The sequence below is a fragment of the Bradyrhizobium sp. AUGA SZCCT0222 genome, from assembly GCF_018130205.1.
In the GTDB taxonomy this organism is placed as follows: domain Bacteria; phylum Pseudomonadota; class Alphaproteobacteria; order Rhizobiales; family Xanthobacteraceae; genus Bradyrhizobium.
Genome location: NZ_JAFCLX010000028.1, coordinates 76,535 through 97,094 on the forward strand (window position 1 = coordinate 76,535; position 20,560 = coordinate 97,094).

At 62.7% G+C, this 20,560-nt stretch carries 13 protein-coding genes; 7 read left to right on the plus strand and 6 right to left on the minus strand.

All coding sequences use genetic code 11. From position 1 onward, the window contains the following. Positions 1-343: 343 nt before the first annotated feature. The 5 genes from xoxF5 (at position 344) to JQ629_RS23390 (ending at position 9,809) form a co-directional block, all read left to right on the plus strand. The gene (xoxF5, locus tag JQ629_RS23370; RefSeq protein ID WP_212414655.1) at positions 344-2,149 is read left to right on the plus strand and encodes a lanthanide-dependent methanol dehydrogenase XoxF5; all 1,806 of its coding nucleotides are present in this window, start codon (positions 344-346) and stop codon (positions 2,147-2,149) included. 109 nt (positions 2,150-2,258) lie between these two features. Beyond that, positions 2,259-2,747, plus strand: a complete 489-nt coding sequence (locus tag JQ629_RS23375) for a c-type cytochrome, methanol metabolism-related (RefSeq protein WP_212032830.1) — start codon at positions 2,259-2,261, stop codon at positions 2,745-2,747. Positions 2,748-2,814: 67 nt separating this feature from the next. Then, positions 2,815-3,924, plus strand: a complete 1,110-nt coding sequence (locus JQ629_RS23380) for an S-(hydroxymethyl)glutathione dehydrogenase/class III alcohol dehydrogenase (RefSeq protein ID WP_212207741.1) — start codon at positions 2,815-2,817, stop codon at positions 3,922-3,924. A 35-nt stretch (positions 3,925-3,959) separates the two neighbouring features. Continuing rightward, positions 3,960-4,529 (plus strand): S-(hydroxymethyl)glutathione synthase, encoded by a 570-nt coding sequence (gene gfa / locus JQ629_RS23385; RefSeq protein ID WP_212390539.1) that lies wholly within the window; start codon positions 3,960-3,962, stop codon positions 4,527-4,529. Positions 4,530-4,973: 444 nt separating this feature from the next. Further along, positions 4,974-9,809 (plus strand): NAD-glutamate dehydrogenase, encoded by a 4,836-nt coding sequence (locus tag JQ629_RS23390; RefSeq protein WP_212414656.1) that lies wholly within the window; start codon positions 4,974-4,976, stop codon positions 9,807-9,809. Positions 9,810-9,839: 30 nt separating this feature from the next. On the opposite strand, the gene JQ629_RS23395 is transcribed toward JQ629_RS23390, so the two are convergent. From JQ629_RS23395 to JQ629_RS23420, 6 genes are all read right to left on the minus strand, one after another. Then, the gene (locus JQ629_RS23395; RefSeq protein WP_212414657.1) at positions 9,840-11,738 is read right to left on the minus strand and encodes an ABC transporter ATP-binding protein; all 1,899 of its coding nucleotides are present in this window, start codon (positions 11,736-11,738) and stop codon (positions 9,840-9,842) included. A gap of 23 nt (positions 11,739-11,761) precedes the next feature. Further along, positions 11,762-12,688, minus strand: a complete 927-nt coding sequence (locus JQ629_RS23400; RefSeq protein ID WP_212414658.1) for a 2-hydroxyacid dehydrogenase — start codon at positions 12,686-12,688, stop codon at positions 11,762-11,764. A 25-nt stretch (positions 12,689-12,713) separates the two neighbouring features. Next, complete coding sequence (locus tag JQ629_RS23405; protein WP_212414659.1) at positions 12,714-14,042, minus strand: NAD(P)/FAD-dependent oxidoreductase; 1,329 nt, start codon at positions 14,040-14,042, stop codon at positions 12,714-12,716. A 145-nt stretch (positions 14,043-14,187) separates the two neighbouring features. Next, positions 14,188-15,063 carry an ABC transporter permease gene (locus JQ629_RS23410; RefSeq protein ID WP_212414660.1) on the minus strand — a complete coding sequence of 292 codons (876 nt, stop codon included), beginning with the start codon at positions 15,061-15,063 and terminating at the stop codon, positions 14,188-14,190. A 3-nt stretch (positions 15,064-15,066) separates the two neighbouring features. Continuing rightward, positions 15,067-16,017 carry an ABC transporter permease gene (locus tag JQ629_RS23415; RefSeq protein WP_212032685.1) on the minus strand — a complete coding sequence of 317 codons (951 nt, stop codon included), beginning with the start codon at positions 16,015-16,017 and terminating at the stop codon, positions 15,067-15,069. Positions 16,018-16,043: 26 nt separating this feature from the next. Next, positions 16,044-17,741 carry a peptide ABC transporter substrate-binding protein gene (locus JQ629_RS23420; protein WP_212414661.1) on the minus strand — a complete coding sequence of 566 codons (1,698 nt, stop codon included), beginning with the start codon at positions 17,739-17,741 and terminating at the stop codon, positions 16,044-16,046. A 236-nt stretch (positions 17,742-17,977) separates the two neighbouring features. Between JQ629_RS23420 and JQ629_RS23425 the strand changes: the two genes are divergently transcribed. After that, on the plus strand, positions 17,978-18,604 hold the full coding sequence (locus JQ629_RS23425; RefSeq protein ID WP_212414662.1) for a helix-turn-helix domain-containing protein: 627 nt from the start codon (positions 17,978-17,980) through the stop codon (positions 18,602-18,604). A gap of 315 nt (positions 18,605-18,919) precedes the next feature. Then, complete coding sequence (locus JQ629_RS23430; RefSeq protein ID WP_212414663.1) at positions 18,920-20,305, plus strand: tyrosine-type recombinase/integrase; 1,386 nt, start codon at positions 18,920-18,922, stop codon at positions 20,303-20,305. Positions 20,306-20,560 lie beyond the last annotated feature (255 nt).

Genomic DNA, 20,560 nt, shown 5'->3' on the forward strand with positions numbered 1-20,560 from the left:
TACCTCAATTTAGAACGGTCGTTGTTGCCTAAGCAACGTATGTCCCGACATCCACTTGACAATCCTCCGACTTAGTTTCTGCGCCGTCAAGGGGAAGGTTCACCTCGATCGTGCGACATCCGTCGTAGTGCGCCGCACAGCGGCGATCGAAACCACTGCCTTATGTGTGGCAACGCCCAAGCAATTCGGCAGGAAAACAGAAATCTCGCCTAGGTTCGCTTTGGAGCAAATGCCCTTCCCTCTTGGGCAAGTTTCCCATTCCCGAACGGGATAAAGATACGGGACAAAATCGAAAAAGTGGGCCGCCTCGGCGGTACCTGGGCTTCATCAGTGGGAGGACGCAATGCGCAGACTGCTATTTGCAACTTGTCTTGGTTCCATGGCGGCGTTCGCCGTGGGCAGCGCCGTAGCCAACGAGGAATTGATCAAAATGTCGCAGAACCCGAAGGATTGGGTGATGCCGGCAGGCGACTACGCCAATACACGCTACTCGAAACTCAACCAGATCACGGCGGCCAATGTCGGCAAGCTCCAGGTCGCCTGGACCTTCTCGACCGGCGTGCTGCGTGGCCACGAAGGCGGACCGCTCATCATCGGCAACATGATGTACGTCCACACGCCGTTCCCAAACAAGGTCTATGCCCTTGACCTATCCAAGGACAACCAGATCGTCTGGAAGTACGAGCCGAAGCAGGATCCGAACGTCATTCCGGTGATGTGCTGCGATACCGTAAACCGTGGCGTGGCCTACGGCGACGGCAAGATCTTCCTGCACCAGGCCGACACCACGCTGGTCGCTCTCGATGCCAAGACCGGCAAACTTGAGTGGTCGGCGAAGAACGGCGATCCCGGCAAGGGCGCAACCGGCACTTCCGCACCGCTCGTCATCAAGGACAAGGTCCTGGTTGGCATCTCCGGCGGCGAGTTCGGCGTGCAGTGTCACGTCACCGCCTACGATCTCAAGTCAGGCAAGCAGGTGTGGCGGGCGTTCTCCGAAGGGCCGGATGATCAGCTCCTGGTCGACCCCGAAAAGACGACCGATCTCGGCAAGCCGATCGGCAAGGACTCGAGCATCAAGACCTGGCAAGGCGATCAGTGGAAGATCGGCGGCGGCTGCACATGGGGCTGGCTGTCCTATGACCCCGCGCTCAACATGGTCTACTACGGCTCGGGAAATCCCTCGACATGGAACCCGAAGCAGCGCCCGGGCGACAACAAGTGGTCGATGACCATTTTTGCGCGCAATGCGGACACCGGAATGGCCCGCTGGGTCTACCAGATGACGCCCCATGATGAATGGGACTATGACGGCGTCAATGAAATGATCCTGAGCGATCAGCAGTTCAATGGCGCGGAGCGCAAGCTTCTCACCCATTTCGACCGGAACGGGCTTGCCTATACGCTCGACCGTGTCAACGGTGAATTGCTGGTGGCCGAGAAGTACGATCCGAAGGTCAACTGGACCACCGGCGTCGACATGAACAAGAGCTCGCCGACCTACGGCCGTCCCAAGGTCGTCAGTCAATATTCGACAGAACAGACCGGCGAGGACAAGAATACCAAGGGCATCTGCCCGGCCGCGCTCGGTACCAAGGACGAGCAGCCGGCAGCCTACTCGCCGGACACCCAGCTGTTCTATGTTCCGACCAACCACGTCTGCATGGACTATGAGCCGTTCAAGGTGAGCTACACCGCAGGCCAGCCCTATGTCGGGGCGACGCTCTCGATGTACCCGCCTCCCGGCGAATCCCACATGGGCAACTTCATTGCCTGGGACAACAAGACCGGCAAGATCGTGTGGTCGAACAAGGAGCAGTTCTCGGTGTGGTCCGGTGCGCTCGCCACCGCCGGCGGCGTGGTGTTCTACGGAACGCTCGAAGGTTACCTCAAGGCGGTCGATGCCAAGACGGGCAAGGAACTCTACAAGTTCAGGACCCCGTCCGGCATCATCGGCAACGTCACGACCTATGAGCAGGGCGGCCGGCAGTATGTCGCAGTGCTGTCCGGCGTCGGTGGCTGGGCGGGCATCGGCCTTGCGGCCGGTCTGACCGATCCGACCGCTGGTCTCGGCGCGGTCGGCGGCTACGCCGCACTGAGCAACTACACGGCGCTCGGCGGATCACTGACCGTATTCGCCCTGCCGCAGTGAGCTGAACCATCTACGTTCCGGCGCATGGACTGGCTCCATGCGCCGGAGCATCTTCCCAACGAATCCCGAGGACAATCTCTTGCGTAAAATCTGGTTTGTGGGTGCCGCGATGATCTTCGCGGTATCCGGTGGAGTTACATCAGCTGCAGACGCGGTCGATCCGACTGCCGTCAAGTCCGAGGACGGAAAGTACTTCGACAAGGAAGGCACTCCGACCTTCAAGGTCGCCCCTGACGGCACCGTGGATTGGTACACCTACTCCGGATACCGCCGCTATCACTCGGAATGCCATGTCTGCCATGGCCCCGACGGGATGGGATCGACCTACGCCCCTGCCCTCACGGATTCGGTCAAGACCATGAGCTACGGAGACTTCGTCGGTGTTGTCGCGAGTGGCCGCAAGAACGTGAGTTCGTCGCAGGAGAACGTGATGCCGGCGCTCGGCGATAATCCGAACGTGGCCTGCTACATGGACGACCTCTACATCTATTTGCGCGCCCGCGCCAATGACGCGGTCGGGCGCGTGCGTCCTGCCAAGAAGGAAGACAAGCCTGACGCCTACACCGAGGCGGAGAATTCCTGCATGGGCAGGAAATGATCATCCGGAGTGAGCGCGGGGGACAGATGTCCTTGCAGCGCCCTCAAGACGAAAAGTGGAGTCTGGAATGAAGACGCGCGCTGCTGTCGCTTTCGAAGCAAAAAAGCCGCTTGAAATCGTCGAGGTCGACCTCGACGGGCCGAAGGCTGGTGAGGTCCTTGTCGAGATAAAGGCGACCGGGATTTGCCACACCGACGCCTATACGCTTGACGGTTTCGACAGCGAGGGAATCTTTCCTTCGATCCTCGGCCATGAGGGCGCCGGCATCGTTCGCGAGGTCGGCGCGGGCGTCACCTCACTGAAGCCGGGCGACCATGTGATCCCGCTTTACACACCCGAATGCCGCCAGTGCAAAAGTTGCCTGAGCGGCAAGACCAACCTCTGCACCTCGATACGCGCCACGCAGGGCAAGGGCGTGATGCCCGACGGCACGTCGCGGTTCAGCTACAAGGGCAAGCCCGTCTTCCACTACATGGGCTGCTCGACGTTTTCGAACTTTACCGTGCTGCCGGAAATTGCGCTGGCAAAGATCCGCGAAGACGCCCCGTTCGACAAGAGTTGCTACATCGGCTGCGGCGTGACGACTGGCGTCGGCGCGGTGGTCAACACCGCCAAGGTCACGCCGGGCGCCAATGTGGTGGTGTTCGGACTTGGCGGAATCGGGCTCAACGTGATTCAGGGCGCCAAAATGGTCGGCGCCGACAAGATCATCGGGGTCGACATCAACGACAGCAAGGAAGCGTGGGGCCGCCGCTTCGGCATGACCCATTTCGTCAACCCGACCAAGGTCGGCGGCGACATCGTTGCGCATTTGGTCACGCTCACCGACGGCGGCGCCGACTACACCTTCGACTGCACCGGCAACACCACCGTGATGCGCCAGGCGCTCGAGGCGTGCCATCGCGGCTGGGGCGTCTCTGTCGTGATCGGGGTGGCGGAATCCGGCAAGGAAATCGCGACCCGGCCGTTCCAGCTGGTGACCGGCCGGGTGTGGAAAGGCACTGCGTTCGGCGGCGCGCGCGGCCGTACCGATGTCCCGAAGATCGTTGACTGGTACATGAACGGAAAGATCGAGATCGACCCGATGATCACCCACGTTCTCACGCTGGAGGAGATCAACAAGGGTTTCGATCTGATGCACGAAGGCAAGTCGATCCGTTCGGTCGTCGTTTTCTAAAGCCAAAGAACGTCAAACATAAGGAGGATAGGCCCATGACTGTTCACATCCACCCATCGGTCGACAACGGCGTCAAGAAAGGATCGGGCAGCTTTGCCGGCGGCACCCTTGTCTGCAAATGCGCGGACAAGGCGGTCAAGGTCGGCATCAAGGGTGATGTCGCCCACAACCACGCCTGCGGCTGCACCAAATGCTGGAAGCCCGCCGGGGCAACCTTCTCGGTGGTGGCGGTCGTGCCACGCGAAAATGTGTCGGTGCTGGAAAACGGCGATAAGCTGCAAATCGTCGATGCGTCGGCGGCGATCCAACGCCACGCCTGCAAGGCCTGCGGCACGCATATGTACGGCCGGATCGAGAACAAGGGACATCCCTTCTACGGCCTCGACTTCATCCACCCCGAACTATTCCAGGAAGCCGGTTCGGCGGCACCAGGGTTTGCCGCGTTTGTATCGTCCGTGATCGAAGCCGGCGTCGCTCCGTCCGACATGTCGGGGATCAGATCCCGCCTCACGGAGCTAGGGCTGGAGCCCTATGATTGCTTGTCTCCGCCGCTGATGGATGCGATCGCTACCCACGTGGCGAAATCGAAACCCAAAGCGGCCTGACCCTTGCAATCGTCTGCGACCGCCGGTGAGCTTACTGCCGCCGGCGGAGCCGCGATCGGCCGCGCAAGATTCGGCCTCGCCGAAGACCGTAGTTTGGCGCAGGAAATCGCAGGCTTTTGGTAGCGGGGGAGCGCCACACCCCCTGCTGCATGAATTCCTCGTTCGTAAGCTGTACCAGCGAGGCTGCGCGCGTGCGCCGTGGCGGGTGACCCTGCTCGACCTCCGATAACCTACCTGCCAGCAAGTCAAGCCCTCTCGAAGTCGGCTGAAACGCATACTGAAGATGCATTTCTCGAGATTTGATGGCATAATCATCAAGGGCTGCTGAGGCTCCGAGTCCGAGGATTGCGCGTACGTGATCAATCCCGGCCAAAGCGATGCGCTCAAAGAGATGCACTCCAGAATCAAGCGAACGATCGCGGCTGCGGTCAGACGGCGAGAGAAATGGAGGACCTTATGGCGTCATGGCGTGACGACAAGGCCCGGGCGACCCTGATCCACGAAGCCGCGGGTAACGTCCAGCCGGGCAAGGCGCCCCGATCCTTTGCCGAGCATCTGTTCGGCCATACCAATCTCGAGGACCTCGCCAACTACGATGCGGCCTCGCTGGCCTTCCTGGCGGAACAGGCCTGGGAGCATGTGCAGCAACGCACGACGGGCCGTGCCGACATCCGCGTCGTCAATCCGATGATGCCCGACGGGCGCGAGATTTCCGTGCTCGAGGTTCTCAACGACAACATGCCCTTCCTGTTCGATTCCACGATGGCGGAGCTCGCCGAGCGGGGCATCGAGGTCACGCTGGTCGCCCACCCGATCATTGCCGTGGAGCGCAACGAGCAAGGCAAGCTGGTGCATTTCTACGGCGAAGCGCTGCCGGAGGGAGCAAAGGGCGAACGCGAAAGCCTGATTCATTTCCACATCGCGCGCCTGGACGCCGATGCCGACCGCCAGAAGCTGATCGAGGGCCTGACCAGGACGCTCAACGACGTGCGCGCCTGCGTCGCCGACTGGCGGGCCATGCGCGCCCGGGTCGAGCAGGCGATCATGACCTTCCGCTCCAATCCGCCGCCGCTGCCGATCGACGAGGTCGCCGAAGCCAACCAGTTCCTGCAATGGCTGTGCGCCGACAATTTCACCTTCCTGGGCTTGCGCGAATATCGATTCTCGCCCGACGCCGATGCGCCGGACGACATCAGCACGGGCGAAGGCCTCGGCATCCTGCGTGATCCCGATGTGAAGGTTCTTCGCCGCGGCGCCGAAATGGTAGTCATGACGCCGGAAATCCGCGAATTCATGCGCGAGCCGACCGTCCTGATGGTGGTCAAGGCCAATGTGAACAGCCGTGTTCATCGGCGCGTCCGCATGGACTATGTCGGCATCAAACTCTATGCGTCCGACGGGCGGCTCGAGGGCGAGTTGCGCCTCGTCGGCCTGTTCACCTCGGGTGCCTATACCCGCTCGGCGCGGCAGATCCCCTATGTCCGCCACAAGGTCGAACAGGTGTTGCAGCGCGCCGGCTTCGACCCAGCCAGTCATTCAGGCAAGGCGGTCCTGCATATCCTCGAAGAGTATCCACGCGACGAGCTCTTCCAGGTCGATGCCACAACGCTCTACAATTTCGTCATGGAAGTCCTGACGCTCTATGAGCGTCCCCGCGTGCGGGCGCTGACACGGGCCGACAAGTTCGACCGTTTCGTCTCCATCCTCGCCTTCATTCCGCGCGAGAAATACGACACCGATGTGCGCACGCGCGTAGGGGACTTCCTGGCGCAGGTCTATAAGGGGCGCTTGGCGGCCTCCTACGCTTCCTTCCCCGAGGGATCGCTTGCGCGCGTCCACTACATCATCGGGCGCTATGAGGGCAAAACGCCCGTCGTCGAGCGCGCGACGCTGGAAGCCGAGATCAGCGCCATCGCCGCGACCTGGGGTGACAAGTTGAAGGCGGCGCTCGCCGCCTCCACCGACGGCATGCGAGCGCGCATGCTCGCCAACCGTTACGCCCAGGCCTTCACTGGCGGCTATATCGAGGCCTTCGGCACCTCGCAGGCGATTGCCGATATCGCCATCATCGAAAAGCTTACCCCGGCGCGGCCGGTGGCGATTTCGGCCCACCGCATCGAGGGCGAGGATGATCCAACGCGCTTCGGTCTCAAGGTCTTCTCGCTTGGCGCGCCCCTGTCGCTGTCGTACCGGGTGCCGGTGATCGAACACCACGGCCTGCGCGTCGTCAACGAGCGCACCTATCAGATCGTGCCTCGTGCCATGCCGGCGCCGGCGCCGGTATGGCTGCACGACATGACGATCGAGGCCAACGACGGCAAGCCGATCGTGATCAGCTCGGAATTCGGCCATCGCCTGGAAGCCTCGATCATGGCGGTGGTCGGCGATCGGGCCGAATCCGACGGATACAACGCCCTCATCCTGCGTACGGACCTGAGCTGGCGCGAGGTTTCGACCATCCGCGCGCTCTCCCGCTACCTACACCAGATCCGCGCGCCGTTCAGCCAGGACTACATGTGGGAGACCTTGCGCAAGAACACCGCGATCACCGCCAGCATGGTCGCGCTGTTCCAGGCCCGCCTCGATCCGCGCCTCGCCGCCACCGACGCCGAGCGCTCGGCACGTGAGGCGACCCTCCTCACCGAGATCGAGGAGCAGCTCCAATCCGTCGCTTCGCTCGACGAAGACCGCATCCTGCGCCGCTTCACCAATCTGGTGCAGGCAACCATCCGCACCAATCTGTGGCAGATCGGCCAGGACGGACATCCGCGTCCGGTGATCTCGTTCAAGTTCGACGCTCGCAAGATCGAGGACCTGCCGGCCCCGCGGCCGCTCTACGAGATCTTCGTCTATTCGCCGCGTGTCGAGGGTATTCATCTGCGCTTCGGCAAGGTCGCGCGCGGCGGGTTGCGCTGGTCTGACCGGCCGCAGGACTTCCGGACCGAGATCCTCGGCCTGGTCAAGGCCCAGCAGGTCAAGAACGCCGTGATCGTGCCAGTCGGCGCCAAGGGCGGCTTCGTGCCAAAACGCCTGCCGCCACCCGCCAATCGCGACGCCTTCATGGCCGAAGGCACCGAAGCCTATCGCATCTTCGTTCGCTCCATGCTCGAACTCACCGACAATTTCGACGGCGACGTCATCGTGTCGCCCGACTCCACCGTGAGGCACGACGGCGACGACCCCTACCTCGTCGTCGCCGCCGACAAGGGCACCGCTACCTTTTCCGACATCGCCAACGCGATCTCGACCGAGAAGAACCATTGGCTCGGCGATGCCTTCGCCTCCGGCGGCAGCCAGGGCTATGACCACAAGAAGATGGGGATCACGGCGCGCGGTGCCTGGGAGGCGGTGAAGCGCCACTTCCGCGAACTCGGCACCGACATTCAGACCATGCCGTTCACCGTCGCCGGCGTGGGCGACATGTCCGGCGATGTGTTCGGCAATGGCATGCTGCTCTCGCCGGCGACCAGGCTGGTCGCCGCTTTCGATCATCGCGACATCTTCATCGATCCCTCGCCCGACCCGGCCGTCAGCCACGCCGAACGCCTGCGCATGTTCGACCTGCCGCGGTCGAGCTGGCAGGATTACAACAAGGGGCTGATCTCGCAAGGCGGCGGCGTGTTCTCGCGCTCTCTCAAGGCCATTGCGCTCGCCCCGGAAGTGCGCACCCTGCTTGATCTCGACAAGCCGCAAGCCACGCCGTTCGAGGTGATGACGGCGATCCTGAAAGCGCGCGTCGACCTGCTCTGGTTTGGCGGCATCGGCAGCTATATCCGCGCGTCGGGAGAAAACGACGATCAGGTCGGCGATCGCGCCAACGATCCGATCCGCGTCACCGGCGCCGATATCCGCGCCCGGGTGATAGGCGAGGGCGCCAACCTTGGCGTGACCCAGCGTGGCCGCATCGAAGCCGCGCAGAAAGGCGTCAAGCTCAACACCGACGCGATCGACAATTCGGCCGGCGTGAACACCTCCGACGTCGAGGTCAATATCAAGATCGCGCTGGCGCGCCCCGAGCGCGAGGGACACCTCAGTGCGGCTGACCGCAACAGCCTGCTGGCCGCGATGACCGACGAGGTCGGCGCCCTGGTACTGCGCAACAATTATCTGCAGACGCTGGCGCTTTCTCTGGCCGAACGCAGGGGCTTGGCAGAGACCGGCTTCCTCGCGCGCCTGATGCAATCGCTCGAACAGCGCGACCTTCTCAGCCGCGCTGTGGAATTCCTGCCCGACGACGCGGCGATCACCGAACGCGCCCGGCGCGGCCAATCGCTGACTCGGCCGGAACTTGCCGTGCTGCTCGCTTACGCCAAGCTGACGCTTTACGACGATCTGCTTGCCGCCAGCGTGCCTGACGATCCGTATCTTGCCCGCGAATTGTCGCAGTACTTCCCGCGCGAGCTTGAGGACAAATTCCCCGCTGCAGTGGAGCAGCATCGCCTTCGGCGGGAGATTATCGCCACCAATCTCGCCAATGCCGTCATCAATCGCGGCGGCCCGGCGTGCGTCGTGCGCCTGATCGACGAAACGGACGCCGAGGTGTCGACCGTCGTCATGGCCTTCGTGGCGGTGGATGAATCCTACGGTCTGAAGCGGCTGAACGACGCGATCGATGCGCTCGACAACCGCATCGACGGGCAATTGCAGCTTACCCTCTACGCTGCAATTCAGGATCTCCTGCTCTCCCGGATGGTCTGGTATGTGCGCAACGTCGATTTCAAGGCCGGTCTGGACTCGGTCATCGCTCGCTTCGGCCCCAGCATCCGCGAGATCGTCGCCGGACTCGACAAGACCCTTCCGGAGGACATGCAGGCCGGGCGCAGCAAGCGACGGCAGGACCTGATCGATGCCGGCGTCCCAGCCGACGTCGCAGGCGAGTTCGCCGATCTCGACGCCTTGGTCTCGGCACCGGATATCGTGACGGTAGCGGAGCGCACCAGCCGGACCATCAGCGACGCCGCCGCCACCTTCTTCGCTGCCGAGGCCAATTTCCGTCTCGATCGCCTTATCGCCGCGGCACGCAGCGTCCCGGCCAACGACAACTACGAACGTCTCGCCATTGATCGCGCCATTGACCAGATCGCCGCCGCCGAAAGAAGGCTGGCTGCGGACATGCTGGCAACCGGCCAATGCGGCCAGGAGGCCGCCGGGAACTGGCTGGCGGCTCATCCCGAAGCGACGCGCATCCGCCGCTCGGTCGAGGAGATTGTGGCCAGCGGCCTGACGCTCGCGAAGCTGACGGTGGCGGCGAACCTGCTCGGGGATATGGTGAAGGGCTGAGGCGCGTTCACACGCGATTCGGGATACCGGTTAGCCCGACCATTCTTCGCCCCAAACCTGGACGACGTGGCCCGGTGTGACCTCGCGGTACTGGCGAACCGGAGGCTGGTAGTCGGGCGCGCGCACCGGACTTTTGATTTCATCGTTGGATACACCGCGCTTCTCGGCGCGGCGCGCCGGATCAGGGATCGGTACGGCCGCCATCAGCTTCCTGGTATAGGGATGCTGCGGATTGCCGAACACCGCCGCGCGGGGTCCGATCTCGACAATTTCGCCGAGATACATGACAGCAACACGGTGGCTCATCCGCTCGACCACCGCGATGTCATGGGAGATGAACAGATAGGCAAGGCCCATGCTCGCCTGAAGGTCGAGCATCAGATTGACCACCTGCGCCTTGACCGAGACGTCGAGAGCCGAGACCGCCTCGTCGGCGATGATCAGCCTGGGCCCGAGCGCCAGCGCGCGGGCGATGCAGATGCGCTGGCGTTGCCCGCCGGAGAACTCGTGCGGAAAGCGCGACGCCATATCCGCCGTCAGTCCGACGCGAACCAACAGATCGGCAACCTTGTCGCGCGCTTGCGACGAAGAAGCCAGTCCATGGGCATAGAGCGGCGCGGCGACCGCCGAGCCAACCGACATGCGCGGATTGAGGCTCGCGAACGGATCCTGGAAGACGATCTGCATGCGCTTGCGCAACGCGCGCAGGGCCCAGGCTCCCATGCCGAGGACATCCTCGCCATCGACCAGCACGGAGCCGCTGTCCGGCTCGACCAGCTTGAGGATGGACCGTCCCGTCGTCGACTTGCCGCATCCGGACTCACCGACAAGCGCCAGTGTTTCGCCGGCGTGCACGCTGAAGGATATGTTTTCCACCGCATGGACGCGGCCCGAGACCTTGCCGAACAGGCCGGAGCGGATCGGAAACCGCGTGGTCAGGTTGGCGACGTCGAGCACCGGCCGTTCTGATGCGGCGACCGTATCGGGCGTCTCCGTCGGTTCGTCCGACGTTCCCGTCACCTTGTCGACGATCGGAAATCGCATCGGCCGCGCCCGCCCCTCCATGGAACCGAGACGCGGCACGGCGGAGAGAAGCGCGCGGGTATAGGGATGCGAAGGCGCGGCGAAGATCCGTGCGGTGCTGTCGGCCTCCACCGCCTGGCCGTCATACATCACCACGGTGCGGTCCGCGATCTCGGCCACCACGCCCATGTCATGCGTGATGAAGAGGATCGACATATCCTCTTCTTCCTGCAGAACCTTGAGGAGCTCGAGGATCTGCGCCTGGATCGTGACGTCGAGCGCGGTGGTCGGCTCGTCGGCGATGAGCAGCTTCGGCCTGCAGGCCAGCGCCATGGCGATCATCACGCGCTGGCGCATACCGCCGGAGAAGCGATGGGGATGTTCGTGGAAACGCGACTTCGCCGCCGGGATGCGGACCCTCTCGAGCAGGCGAACGGTCTCGGCCTCGGCCGCCGCGCGCGACATGCCCCGATGGTAGATCAGCGCTTCGGCGATCTGGAAGCCGATGGTCAGCACCGGATTGAGGCTGGTCATCGGTTCCTGAAAGATCATGGCAACTTCATTGCCGCGCACATCCTGCATGGTCTGTTCAGGCAGCGTCAGGAGATCGCGGCCCGCGAGCTTGATGCGTCCCTCGATGCGGCCGCTCTCTTGCGGAATGAGCCGCATGATGGAGAGCGCGGTGACGCTCTTGCCCGAGCCAGATTCCCCGACGATCGCCACCGTCTCTTTCGCGGCAACTTCGAACGATACGTTCCGGACGACGGGAATCCATTGCCCCTCGCGCATGAACGAGGTGGTCAGACCAGCGATCGACAGCACCGGCGAACCCGCCGCCTGGGCCGGCTTCGCGCCGGAGGCGAGATGGTCAAGTCCGCTCTTTGGTACTCTTGGGCCAATACTCATCCTGAAGCTTTCAATGCCCGGTTTCAGTAGCCGCGGTCACGATCGACACGACCCGGCAGGGCTTCACCGCGGCGGTGGCGACCGATGGTATCGAGTACGAATTCGACGGCAGCTTCCGGCGTCGTCATGCTGGCGATATGTGGCGTAAGGAGAATGCGCGGATGGCTCCAGAACGGATGGCCCGCCGGCAACGGCTCGGGTTTGGCGACGTCGAGAACGGCTGACGACAACAGGCCGCGCTCCAGGGCCGCAATGAGGTCTGCCTCGACCAGATGCCCGCCCCGCCCGACATTCACGAGTTTAGCACCGTGCGGCAGTGCCTCGAACAGACCCGTGTTCAGGATGCCGCGGGTTTCATCGGTCAGCGGCAACAGGCAGACAAGGATGTCGGTCTGCGCGAGGAAATCGGGCAATGTCTCCCGGCCCGCATAACAATTGACACCCTCGATGGTGCGTGGGGAGCGGTTCCACCCCGCAAGCGGAAAGCCGAATAGTTTGAGCCGTTCAAGCACCGCCTGACCGAGCAGACCGAGGCCCATCACGCCAACACGTCGTTTCGCAGCCGGCGTGACCCGGATCTCGCGCCATGTCTGCTCCCGTTGCTGGTCGATGAAGTGTAGGAGATCACGGTGCAGCGCAAGCACGGCCATGGTGACATATTCAACCATGCCCTCCGCGATGCCGGGCTCCAGCATGCGGATCAGCGGAACATGGGGTGGGATCTGCGAGAAATCGAATTGATCGACCCCTGCTCCGACCGAGAAGATGAGTTCGAGATTGGGGAAGGTTGCTGCGATGTTTTCCGGCGGCGCCCACACCGTCAGATAACGCACCTCTGCCGGATCGCCGATATCAGGCCAAAGCCGGAACGGCAGCTCCGGGGCGCGTGCCGCAAAAAGGCGCGCCCATTCCACACCTCGGATCGCGTTCGCCTTGTAGAGGAATGTCATTGCGAGCTGCCCCGATTCGACACCGCTAGAACAGGCTGACCGGCGCCAGCGGCCGGCCGTCGATCAGGCGCGTATGGCTGTAGGCCGCCGGATCGACCAGTGGCGTTTCGCCCGTGACGAGGTCGGCAGCGAGCTTGCCGGCCGCCGGGCCAATGCCGAAGCCATGACCGCTGAAGCCGGTCGCGAGGAAAAACCCCGGCATCGCATCGACAGGTGAAATCACCGGAATGGTGTCGGGCGTCGTATCGATTGTGCCTCCCCAGGCCTCCGCGACTTCGATGCCCTTCAGTTCGGGATTCGACGCGATCAAAGCGGCAAGCGCCGCATTGACCAGCGACATGTCGGGCGCGGGATCGCGCACGCGTTCAGTCTCGAACGGCGAAGGCTTGTCGAGGCTCCAGTTCGTGCCGCGCATGATCTGATCGAAAAACGACTTTCCGAACGACAGCTTCAGTCCCTTGCGGCGCTGCTTGTAGGTCGGCCAGAAGGTTTTGGCATAGCGAAACAGATCCGGCGACACTTCCACCGTGCCGCGGCCGCGCAGCGCCAGCGTGAAGCCGCCATCGAGGCGGCGGCGAATGCAATAGAAGTCGGTGCCGAGCGCACCCATCGTGATTTCCGGCGCCGGCGTGGTGCGGCACGCAGTGGCGTTGACGAGGCCGATCGGCAGCTCGATGCCGTGGCGCCGGCAGAACAGCGATGACCACGCCCCTCCCGCCAGCAGCACGGACTGCGTGCGAATAGCCCCCTTCTCGGTGACGACCGCGCTCACCTGTCCGCCCTGGGTTTCGAGCCCGCGCGCGGCGCAGCCCTGATGAATCGTCACACCGTGCTTGCGCGCGGCGGTTGCGAGCGCCGGCACGGCCATCGAAGGCTCGGCGCGCCCATCACTCGGCGTGTGCAAACCGCCGACCCAGCTATCGGCATTGCCGGGCACGCGCTCAGCGACCTCGGCCGCCGACAAGACCGTCGAATGAACCTGCTGTTCGCGCGCGATCTCGGCCCACTTCTCCCACGCGGCCAGTTCCTGCGGGTTCTTGGTCAGGAACAAGACGCCGGTGCGCCGAAACCCGGCATCGACCCCGGCGTCGTTCTGCATGTCCTCCCACAGCCGCAGCGCCTCGCGGGCCAGCGGGATCTCGGCGCGGGCGCGGCCCTGCTGGCGGCACCAGCCCCAGTTGCGGCTCGACTGCTCGGCGCCGACATGCCCCTTCTCGATCAGCGCGACGGAGTGTCCTTTCTTCGCCAGATGATACGCCGCCGAAACGCCGATGACGCCACCGCCGATGACGACAACATCGGCTTGCGCCGGCAAGCGCTCGTCGCTTGTGATGCGGCTGAGTGGCGGGGACATGAGACTCTCCTGACAGTAAAGTTGATCGAAGCTAGAGCCTATTCCGTTCCGATTGTATCGGAACGGGGCTCCAGGTTTTTGTTTTGACTCGTTTTCTTCACGCGAACCGGTATCCACTTCGCTGGAAAACGCTCTAGTTGGCGCTTCATGGGATGTTCATGCGCGGATCGAGGGCGTCGCGCAGTCCGTCGCCGAGGAAGTTGAAGCTGGTCACGGCCAGCGTGATGGCAACGCCCGGCGCAATCGCAAGCCAGGGTGCACTCGTCATATAGATCTGCGCATTGTTGAGCATGTTGCCCCAGCTCGCGGCCGGCGGCTGAATGCCGAATCCGAGGTAGCTGACATAGGATTCGAGCAGGATCGCCTTGGCGACGTTGAGCGTCGCCGCAACCACGATCGGCGCCATCGCGTTGGGCACGAGTTCGCGGAACATGATCCGCAGGTTCGACGACCCGAAGGCGACGGCGGCGATCGCGAACTCGCGTTCGCGAAGCGAACGGACCTGCGCTTCCACAACGCGGGCGACGCTCATCCACGCGGTGGCCGCGATCAGCAAGGTGGTGGTCATCAGACCCGGCTCGGTGAGCGCCGCGAGCGCCAGCAGCAGAAAGATCGCCGGGAAGCACAGCACGGCATCGACGAACCGCATCAGCACGGCACCGATGACGCCGCCGTAGAAGCCCGCGAAAGCGCCGACAAGGATCCCGACCGCCATGGCGATAGTCATGGCGACGATGCCGATGGAGAGCGACACGCGCCCTCCCATCATCAGCCGCGCCAGCACGTCGCGGCCAAGTTCGTCGGTGCCAAGGATGTGAGCTCCCGACAACGGCGGCGCGAACCGCTTCATGATGTCGATAAAGGTGTCGTCGAACGGCAAAAGATAAGGGCCGAACGCCGAACCCAGCACGAGGATGACGATGGTCACGGCACCCGCCAAAGCCAGCTTGTGACGCCGGAAGCGCTGCCAGGCGGCTTGACCCGGAGCAAGTTGGACGGTCTGCAAGGCTGCGGTGCTCATCGCCTATCCCACCCGGATCCGAGGATCGACGACGGCATAAAGGATGTCGGCGAGAAGCGAACCTATCAGCACCATCATGGCCGAAAACATCAGGATGCCCATCACGACCGGATAATCGCGATAGCCGATGGAATCGAGGAACAGCCGGCCCATGCCGGGCCAGGTGAACACGGTCTCGGTGACCAGCGCGCCGCCGAGCAATGTTGGAAACTGAAGCCCCGCAACTGTGATCATCGGCAGCAGGGCGTTGCGCAAGGCATGCACCGTCAGGATGCGCCACTCCGGCATCCCCTTGGCGCGCGCCGTGCGGATGTAATCCTGGTTGATGACCTCGAGCATGGAGGAGCGCATGAAGCGTCCCCAGATGGCGGTCTCGACAAGCGCCAGCACCACGGCCGGTGCGATCAGATGATGCAGGAGATCGAGAAAAGAGCCGTCACCGATCGTATGCCGGTTGCCGGACGGCAACCAGCCGAGCTTCACCGAGAAGAGATAGATCGTGACGAGCCCGAACCAGAACGTCGGAATGGAGAGCGCGATCATGGCGCCGACAGTTGCCAGTGAATCGAACAATGAATAGCGGCGCACGGCGCCAAGCACGCCGATCCAGCAGCCGAGCAGAACCGCGATGAGGGTCGCGGTCGCCATCAGTTCGAGCGTGGCGCCGAGATGAGAGCCGATGACGGACAGCACCGCCTCGCCGTCCCGATAGGAGCGACCCCAGTCGCCCCTGACCATGCGGCCGAACCAGTCGAGATACTGGATCGGAAGCGGACGATCGAGGCCCAGCTGTTTGGTGACGCGATCGAGGTCCTCCTGCGTCATTTGCGCCGAGGCGGCGAATTGCGAGAGCGGGCCGCCAGGCGCCAGATGGAGGATCGCAAAGCCGAGCGCCGAGACGATCACCAGCAACATGATCGCCTGCGCCAGGCGATTGGCGACGTAACGGGCCATTCAGGCAATCCCCCGGATCAGACGCGTCAGGTCCAGTACCATTCGCGGATGTTCCAGCAGTTGGACGAAGCGTTGATGTTGTGCCGGAAGCCTTGCAACCCTTCCTTGACGCCCTCGGTGATGGTGCCCTGGAACAGCGGCAGCACCGCGAGGTCGTTGCGGATCAGCTTCTGAAGGTCGCCATAGATCGCCTTGCGCTTTGCAAGATCGAACTGCCTGGCGCCCTCGGCGAGCAGCCGGTCGGCCTCCGGACTCTGGTATTGATAGGTGTTGAAGCCGCGTCCGCCTTTGGCCGGAATGGCGCCGGAGCCGAAGCGCGGCGTCACGTCCGGATCGCTGCCCAGCATGAAGTTCACGGACACCAGGACCGAGTTGAACTTCGACTGCTGCCAGAACTCGCCCCAGATGACCGCGGCCGGCATGTTGTTCACGCGCATCGCGGCGCCGATCGCGCGCCAGTCCTGAATCAGCAGCTGCTGGGTTTGCTCGCGCACGGCGTTGCCGGACGTGGTCGAATTGGTGAATTCGAGCTTGGCGCCGCCCTTCTCGCGGATGCCGCCTGCGCCGCGGACCCATCCCGCCGCATCGAGCAGCGCATTCGCTTTCGCCGGATCGTAGCTGTGCTGCGGCAGGCCCTGCTGGAACGACCAGGCCTGTTGCGGCACAAAACTCTCGGTCTGCGTCGGCAGACCGTAATTGAGCGCGTCGATGATCGCCTTCTTGTTGATCGCGAGATAAAGCGCCTCGCGCACCGTGCGGTCGGTGAACGGACCGAAATCCAGGTTCGGCGCGACGTGCTCCACCGAAGCCGTCGACGATACGAAAATCTTGCGGCCACGCAACGTTTTCGCCTCTTGCACGAAGTTCGGCAGGATTCCCTGCATGCCCGTGTAATCGACCTGGCCGGTGCGGAACTGCGTGTACAGGACGGTCAGGTCCGGGATGTATTTGAAGACGACGCGTTCCAGATAAGGCCCCTTGCCGTGGTAGCCGGTATGGGCGTGCAACAGAATGTGGTCGCCAGGCACCCGCTCGCCCCAACGGAACGGTCCGGTCCCGACCGGCGCATTGTGGAACGGCGAGCTGTTCGGATCCGAGACCTTCTCCAGGATGTGTTTGGGCACCATGCAGGTCAGCGACAGGATCGACATATAGGGCGAATACGGCGCCTCCATGCGCCAATGAACCTCGTCGGGCGCGACGACCTTGATGTCCTTGACCAGGTTATGGCCGACGCGGTTGCGCGCGCGGAAATCCGTGTTGTTGATCAGCTCAAGGGAGAACTTGACGTCATCAGCCGTAAACGCCGTGCCATCATGCCACTTGGCGTTACTGCGCAGCTTGATCTTCCAGATCAGACCGTCGGCCGACAGCCCGCCGTTCTCGATGGTGGGGACTTCGCGGGCCAGGTCAGGAACGAAGTTGCCGTCAGGATCGATGAACCACAGCGGCGAGAAGACTTGCCACCAAACGCCCTGATCGACCTCGATACCGGGCATCAGGGGATGAAAGACGGTCGGCTCCTGCGACAGCGCCGCGATCACCTGCCCGCGTGGCTTGGCGGGCGGATTGCCTGGACGTTCCGTCTGCGCAAATGCCGAGGCCGTAGCACTCAGTCCCGCCGCAGCGCTCGCGCCAAGCAGCATGAACTGGCGGCGGTTCGGTATGCCGAAGGCCGAGTTGCCCAATGCGGGAATGTCGAATTTGCCCGTTTCGTCCGCCATGACCGTCTCCGTTTTCGCGCGCGGCACCGATCCCCCGTGCCCGATCTCGAAAACCCGGCAACGCAGAGGTTAGCTGAGCTTTAGTACGTCTAATTATTTGCATCTAAATTTCATCATAGCTAAATAAACGAGTCAATCCTATTGATGGTATGCTCCGATTATTCGATGCAATTGATCGCCGCTTGGGGCGGTGGGTGAGAAACGGTGGGCTGCGAGACGATGCACGGGAGAGCGACATGGGCCGCGTGAGCGTTCCGAAGAACGCCCAGACGATCGAAAGCGATGACGCGGTCGATCAGCGGCGGCTTGGCGAGACCGTGCGGCTGCTGCGCCAGCGCGCAGGCTTCTCGATTCAGGACGTCGCCAAACGTACCGGCCTGTCCACCGGCATGATCAGCCAGCTCGAACGCGCGCTCGCCATGCCGTCCGTGCGCACGTTGCGTCTCCTCAGCATCGCTCTCGACGTGCCGATCTCCTATTTCTTCGGAGCAACCGACGCCGGCGAACCCCAGCGCTATATCGTGCGGAAGAATGATCGGCGGCTGCTTCGGCTCACCGCCAGCGGCGTCGTCAAGGAAGCGCTCACCCCTGCCGAGAAGGGTGAACTCGAACTCTATGAACTCACGCTCAACCCCGGCGGCTCGTCGGGCACCGACTTCTTCCAGCACACCGGTGAAAAGGCTGGCTACATATTGTCGGGCAGCCTGCGTCTGTGGCTCGACCACGAAGCCCATGTCCTGGAGGCGGGCGACAGTTTCCGCTTCCCGAGCATCGTGCCGCACATGTTCGACAATCCGACGCAGCAGGTAGCGCGCGTCATCTGGGTAACGACGCTGCACCGAACCGATCCGCCTGCCGGTTGAAGTACGGTGCGGCCGCTTAAGTCGTGAGAGCCACGACGTCTCACGCGATTCTGCGAAAATCGGCAAACCAGCGTGGTGCGTGTAGCAAGCTGCTGATGCGGCCTGTGCGCTCAGTCATCGAGCAACATGGCGCTCCCTAGGGGAATCGAACCCCTGTTTCAGCCTTGAGAGAGCCGAAAAGTGAGCCTTGCTTCGTTCGCCGTTGTTCGCTGACGTTCAATAAATTCAATAGGTTAAACGGCAGCGATCCGGTGTTGTTCGTCGACGTGCGGGGATTTATATTCAACGGATATTCAACGAAAAAAGACGACCGCTATGTCGAAGACACTCGCCGAGGCTCAGGTTACGACGGCTAAAGCACGCTCCAGGCTCGAAGTTGGCGTGCATTGGCGGCGCCTCGATGCGGAAGCGCATCTAGGCTACCGCAAAGGAAGACAGAGCGGTATTTGGCTTGTCCGTTGGCGTAATCACTTCGAGGGCGGCAACTACAAGCAGGCGCAAGTCGGCGTCGCCAACGACATCAATGACAAGCCCGCTGACGGAATCCTGACCTTCGAGCAGGCTGTGGGAACGGCACGGGAGGCCGTAGCCCGAGCAAGAGCAGAAGCCGCGTCGCAGGCCGCGGGCCCGCCTCCTACCGTACGATCGGCCATTGAATCCTACGTCAAGGAACGCGACGCTCGAGAAAGGCGCCGAACAGGTCGCGACGTCCAATCCGACGCCGGCACCAAACTCCGGCGCTACGTTCTTGGTCAAGAAAAGCGCGGCAACCAGGAAGCTGCTGAAGCTGCCGTTCTCGCATCGGTACATCTGCATGTCCTGAAAGAGGATGACTTGATAACGTGGCGTGAGGGTTTGCCGGAGGACTTAAAGGTCACGACCAAGCAGCGGTTCGTGAATGACCTCAAGGCCGCATTAAACGCCGCGTGGCCGCGGCTGTCGGCAGATCGGAAGAAACTAAACCCGACGTTCCTCGCCATTGTGAAGGCTGGCTTCAAAGCCGAGCGGATCGATGATGATGATGATGGGTCGGTAGCTCGGGATAACCAGATTCTCACAGATGAGGAGGTTGGCGCCGTACTTCAAGCTGCGTGTGAAGTCGATCAGGAGCAAGGGTTTGATGGCGATCTGTATCGGATCGTCGTATGTCTGGCCGCGACCGGCGCGCGGTATGCCCAAGTCAGGCGAATGCGCGTGGGCGACGTACAGGTTTCCGCACGACGTCTGATGATGCCGGGTTCTTACAAGGGGCGCGGGGGTAATAGCGGCTCAGTCCCGGTCCCGGTGGGTGACGATGTAGTTGCGGTGCTTTTACCCACAATTGCCGGGCGGCCAAACGATGCACCTCTTTTCGAGCGATGGCTCCATGAACAGGAGCCGGGGGGTATCGCCTGGAGGAAGTCTGAACGCGGTCCGTGGAAAAGAGCCGAACTTGCACGTCCTTGGAAGGCCATTCGCGAGCGCGCCGGTATGCCGAAGGTCATTCCCTATGCTTTGCGGCACTCAAGCATAGTCCGAGGTCTCCGAAAGGGCTTGCCCATCCAACACGTAGCCAAACTGCACAACACCTCAGTCAAAATGATTGAGCGACACTATGCGAAATACATTGCGACCGCCTTGGAAGACCTCGCAAGGGCGGCAGTCGTGTCCTTGTTGCCGCGGAGCGATGGAAACGTGGTGCCGATGGGAAAACGCGCGTAGGCGCCCTTCCCAAGCTTGGTTCCATAGTGATGTATCGGTCGTGGGACGATCATCTGTGTACCAAGGTCCGCTTTGCGCCAGAAGCGGCCATCGCCCGCCAGATTGGCCATGTCCGAAAAGTGCCAATAAGCGACATCACTCGATCACCTCGTCGGCACGGGCGAATAATGTTGGCGGCATATTCAAGCCGAGCGCTTTGGCGGATTTCAGATTGATCAACAACTCAAATGTGACTGGCCGTTCTATTGGTAGGTC